The 6291-nt window shown below is 35.3% G+C and carries 1 protein-coding gene; it reads left to right on the top strand.

Translation table 11 applies throughout. From position 1 onward, the window contains the following. Positions 1-693 precede the first annotated feature (693 nt). Positions 694-5676 carry a DEAD/DEAH box helicase gene (locus tag FNZ60_RS08735; protein WP_142417195.1) on the top strand — a complete coding sequence of 1661 codons (4983 nt, stop codon included), beginning with the start codon at positions 694-696 and terminating at the stop codon, positions 5674-5676. Positions 5677-6291: the final 615 nt, after the last annotated feature.

Raw genomic sequence — 6291 nt, forward strand, 5'->3', positions numbered from 1 at the left:
TATAAAAAAATGGTAAAAAATAAAAACATTATATTTCAAGTGGTTAGTATTTTACAAATCTAAAAAACAACCCATATTGATAATGCAACCTCTAAATTCAATCAATAGTATATGTTTCGAGGGGGTTTTGACAATTTTTGCACCGTCAAAACCTATTTGTTAAAGTCACTCATAAAACTTATCAAAATACTCATTATGATGTTTTAAAATCCCATAGTGAATTTGTCTTGATTAAAACACCAAGTGAATAGCAAATTTCACTATTTTGCTGATCTGATCTCTCTTATAGGCTGTTGATAAGAATCCTTTAAGAACCTCTTTGAAAAAACTATAGGCTTTTTCCACATTGCTATCGTCATTCTTGAACTGAATTATAACATCTATCAAAACATTTATTTTAACACTTTAATATATTTTAAATACATATCGTATTAATCGCATTTAACGATTGGAGTGAACAAACAATAGTCCTATGTGAATATGATATGTATAAAAAACTAAATTACCTTTTTGAAATTATTGGTGTTATTATAATAATAACAGCATTTATTTTTACATACATGCTCTTATTAACTCCCGTGTAGATTAAGCATTTTTCACTCGATATTCATTCAAAATGGATTTAATAAGCTTCATTTCGATTCTTTTGATGGGAATTGACCATGTCGTTATGAAATGGAGTTCTGTTGTAATATGCTGCAATCTGTTAAGTCTGATCATGAACATGTCACACTACGCTCTCTGTTGGAGTATTATCGTAAACAGGCAAAATCACCCCGTGAATTGGGAACGCTGTTTGAAAACCTTGTGAAGGATTATCTGTCTGAAGACCCCTTGCAAAAGCAAGAATACGAAAAGGTTCAGACTTATTCGGAATGGGCTGAGGAACATGATGAAGATAGGCGTGATATTGGCATTGATCTAGTGGCGACAATCCGTGATGACGGCGGCTATGCGGCTATTCAATGTAAATGTTATGATGCTTCTCATATCATTAAAAAAGAAGATATTAATAGCTTTATAGCAGCTTCTGGAAAAAAGATTTTTACGCGTCGTATTCTTGTTGATAGCACTGAAAGCAATTGGAGTGATAATGCGAACAACACGTGTGATGGTCAAGAAGTTCGCATTCAACAGATTAATTTGTTTGATTTAGAAAACAGTCAAATTGATTGGGGGGCTTATAAAGAAAGAGGACAAGCTGTCCTTAAAGAGCAACCGAAAAAAAAGCTTTTAGATCATCAAAAGGAAGCACTTGAGAAAGTCTGTGAAGGTTTAAAAGAAGCAGACCGTGGCAAGCTGATTATGGCTTGTGGTACGGGTAAGACTTTCACAAGCCTTAAGATAGCAGAACAAATAGCAGGTCAAGGTAAGCGTGTGTTGTTTTTAGTGCCTTCTCTTGCTTTGATGTCACAAACAATCCGTGAATGGACCATTGATACAGAGGTGCCATTGCGTTCCTTTGCCGTGTGTTCTGATACACAAGTAGGCAAGCGTCGTAAAGGGAAGCATGATGATGAATCTGGTCTGGATGCTTCTGATCTTGTCTTACCGGCTACCACGGATGCAAAAGAGCTTGCCCGTAAAGCCAATAAAACCCCTCTTGATGTGATGACCGTGGTCTTTTCGACCTATCATTCCATTCAAGTGATTTCGGATGCACAAAAAGAATATGATTTACCCGAATTTGATCTGATCATTTGTGATGAAGCCCATAGAACAACGGGGGTTGTATTGGGAACAGACAAGCATGAATCTGAATTTATCAAAGTTCACGATAACAGCATCATTGGCGGCAAAAAACGCCTCTACATGACAGCAACCCCAAGGATCTTTAGTGACAAGCTAAAAAGGAATGCTGTCTTCTCCAATAACGTTTTGGTGTCCATGGATAATGAAAAACTCTATGGCAAACAACTTTATGCTTACAGCTTTTCACGTGCTTTAGAGGATAAACTGTTATCACCTTGTAAAGTTATCATATTAGTTGTCAATGAAAAAGAAGTAAGCCAATCCATTCAACATCTGATTACCGATGAGAATTATGAACTTATTCTTGACGATAGGACCAAGATTAATGGCTGTTATAGAGCCCTTACCAAAATGGATCTGAAACTTGACCTTGAAGATGACCCCAAGCCTATGCGTAGAGCTTTAGCATTTTGCAAAGATATTGATACCTCTAAACGCATATGCAAAAGATTCAAAAAAGAAAAAGTGCAAGAATCTTTGCGCGCTCTTCATAAAAACTATAAAGATACTCCTCCTCTTAACTGTACCTTTGCCCATATTGATGGAACCTTTAGTGCTAAAGAACGTACAAAACAACTTGATTGGTTAAAGGAAGATGTGGGGGAAAATACTTGCCGTGTACTCACCAATGTACGTTGTTTGTCTGAAGGTGTTGATGTTCCTGCTCTTGATGCTGTTCTATTTTTACACCCGCGCAAAAGTCAAATTGAGATTATTCAAGCGATAGGACGCGTCATGCGTCGAGCAGAAGGTAAAAAAAGAGGCTATATCATTCTACCCATTGGGATACCCGCTGGCATTCCGCCGGAAATAGCTTTAGAAAACAACAAAAAGTATAATGTTATCTGGCAAGTTCTTAATGCTTTACGTGCCCATGATGATAACTTTAATAAAATAATTCATCATATGCACAAAAAACAAGACGTAAGCTATGCTCTCGAAATCGTCGCTGCTTCTCAAGAACTTGCGTTAGAAGATACGACCACGGTTATTGATGATTTACCTACACGCTCAAAATTAGAGTATTCAGGACTTAATATTGGGTTAGCAACTTATGAACCCTCTCATACAAGTGGAGAACAAGGAGAACTCCCCCTTTTTTCTAAATGTAAAGATGTCATTAAAGCTGCTATTGTCAATAGATTTTACGACCCTAGTTATTGGAAAAAATGGGCAATAAATGTTGGTGATCTTGCTCAAACTCATATCACACGCTTAACTGAAGTTTTGACGAAATCAGAAACTGAAACACAACAGGTGTTTAATGATTTTATGACCGAATTGCGTAGCAATTTAAACACGGCTATCTCTGAACAAGATGCAATTGAAATGCTTGCGCAACATCTTGTGACGCGTCCAGTCTTTAATGCTTTATTTGAAGGGCATCAGTTTGTTCAAGAAAATCCCGTATCTTGCGCCTTACAACGTGTACTCAATGCCCTTGATAAGTTTACTCTTAAAGAAGAATCTCAAGATCTCAAAAATATTTCTAAGAGTGTACAATTTTACACGCGTGGAATTACCACTCTTGAAGCACAACAAAGCCTAATTGTAGAGCTTTATAATGAATTTTTCCGTTATGCTTTTCCACGTACAGTAGAAAAATTAGGAATTGTTTATACCCCCATTGAGGTTGTAGATTTTATCATTCATTCTGTTGATGATGTGTTACGCAATGAATTTGGAAAAAGCTTAGGATCACGTGGTGTTTCTATTCTTGACCCTTTTACAGGAACAGGAACCTTTATTACGCGGCTATTACAATCTAAACTGATCAAACCAGAGGATATGGAATATAAATACCGTTATGATATCCATGCCAATGAGATTGTCTTGCTCGCTTATTACATAGCAGCCATTAATATTGAAGCAACCTATCATGGTCTTATGAAAGGGAATTATATCCCATTCAAGCATATTGGTTTAACCGATACGTTTCAGATGCTTGAAGAGAAAAACCTGCTACAAGAATTATTTAAAGAAAACAGTGAATATTTAGAACATCAGAAAAATCTCAATATTGAAGTTATCTTTGGTAATCCCCCTTATTCAACAAAGCAAAAAAACGAGAATGATAATGCAAAGAATACTCCTTATCCAATCTTAGATGACCGTATTCGTGAAACTTATGCCGCTCAATCAAAAGCAGTTTGTATACAATCACTTTATGATAGTTATATCCGTGCTATTCGCTGGGCTAGTGACCGTATAAAAGACTGTGGTGTTATTGGTTTTGTCACAAATGCAAGCTTTGTAGATGCAAATGCTATGGCTGGCTTACGAAAATGCCTCGTTGAAGAATTTAGCAGCCTTTATATTTTCCATTTACGGGGGAATGCACGAACGTCTGGAGAACAGCGTAAGAAAGAAAGTGGGGGAATTTTTGGAGAAGGTTCTCGAGCCCCTATAGCTATCTCTATTCTCGTGAAAAATCCAGAATCTCAACAGCGTGGGAAAATATATTTCCGTGATATTGGAGATTATCTCACGAGACAGAAAAAGCTTACGATAATTGAGACATTGGGTAGCATTGATGGCATTACACAAAGTAAACAAGGTTGGAAAATAATAAAACCGGATAGGCATAATGATTGGCTTGATCAACGTGATGATAGCTTCAAATCATTTTTAGCTATGGGTGCTAAAAAAGGACATGATAAAAAGCTCTTTGAAACTTATTCCCGTGGTATTATGACAAGCCGTGATGCTTGGGTCTATAATTCAAGCCATCACTCACTAGAAAAAAATATGAGTAATATGATTGGCTTCTATAATAGTGAAGTGGAACGGTTTAATGATACCTATCCACATACTGATCATAAAATACGTGCAAATTCTGTAAATGATTTTGTCGATTTGGATACAAGTAAAATCAGTTGGAGTCGTGCACTTAAACAACATTTAGCTAAAGGAAAGACTTTTGAATTTGAAAGAGATTGCCTTACTAAAAGTCTTTATCGTCCTTTTACACAACAGTGGCTTTATTATAATCGTGTCTTCAATGAAATGGTTTATCAAATGCCGCGCATATTCCCTATCGGAAAAGCAGTTGAAAATAAGGTGATACAAATTACAGGTACAGGAGCAATGAAAGGTTTTTCTGTTCTTATGACTAAGATTTTGCCTGATCTTAATGTGATAGATGGTGGTAGTCAATGTTTTCCACGCTATATTTACGAAGACACTACGGTTTCAAAAAATAAAAGTGAGAAACAATCCCATTTGTTCGCAAATGCTATAGAAGAAAACAAAAATGCTGGTTTAAAGAGGCGTGATGCTATTACGGATGAAGGGCTAGCCCATTTTAAAGCGGCTTATCCAAATGAGAATATAACAAAAGATGATTTATTCTATTACGTTTACGGAATCTTACATTCGGAAGATTATCGTACCCGTTATGCTGATAATTTATGCAAAGAATTGCCTCGTATCCCTTGTGTAAAGAGTGCTGATGATTTTTGGAAATTTGTTACAGCAGGGCGTGAATTGGGTCATTTGCACGTAAACTATGAAACTGTAGAACCTTATCCAGTAACCTTTAAAAAAGGCAATCCTAAACAAGTTGATATCTCTAATCTTGAGAAATTCTATTATGTTACAGAAATGAGATTCTTTGGAAACAGTAAGGAAAAAGATAAATCCACAGTTATTTACAATAGCAACATCATCATGACAGATATCCCTCTTGAAGCTTATGAGTATATCGTTAATGGCAAGCCTGCTCTTGAATGGGTTATGGAACGTCAATGTGTAAAGACTGATAAAAAGAGTGGTATTGTGAATGATGCCAATCGCTATGCTGTTGAAACCGTTGGAAACCCTGCTTATCCATTGGAGTTATTCCAAAGGGTTATTACCGTAAGTTTAGAGACAATGAAAATCGTGAAAAAACTACCAAAATTAGAAATTAGAGAAACTGAATAAGCTTATAAAGCATGCTCACATAATGGGTATGCTCATTATAAGGGGTATAGAGTCTTATAACTATAATCTATACCTCTTTTATCAAGTTGATTAGATACAATCTTAAAAGGAGTGTTTATATACGTTACTTTAAAAAGAATGTTTGCACTTCTAAACACTGTAATTTGGATTGCTTTTAAGAGAGTATATCGCACTCTAAAATGATAGCTTTATTCTTTTCAAAAGCTTTGTTTAAAGAGAGTTATGTATATTTATTTTGCTTATAGGTTTTGACGGTGCAAAAATTGTCAAAACCCCCTCGAAACATATATCATTAGTTGAATTCATAGGTTGTATTGTTGATTTTGGTTGTTTTTTGAAGATCTGTAAAATACTAAATAATTGAAATATAACGTTTTTATTTTTTTACCATTTTTTTATATAAAAGCAGCAACCGTCAAAACTCAAAACCCCTTCAAAACTCATAACCATAATAGTCTTGATAGCATGTCTTATCATTATAAACTGTCTTTTGAAGGCTTTAAAAGATCACATGCTTTTTTAAGACGTGTTTTAATCATTCTCTAAAATTATAAGTTTATCCATTTAAGTAAACTGATAAAATTCATTAAAGGG

Source organism: Bartonella massiliensis (assembly GCF_902150025.1).
Classification (GTDB): Bacteria; Pseudomonadota; Alphaproteobacteria; order Rhizobiales; family Rhizobiaceae; genus Bartonella; species Bartonella massiliensis.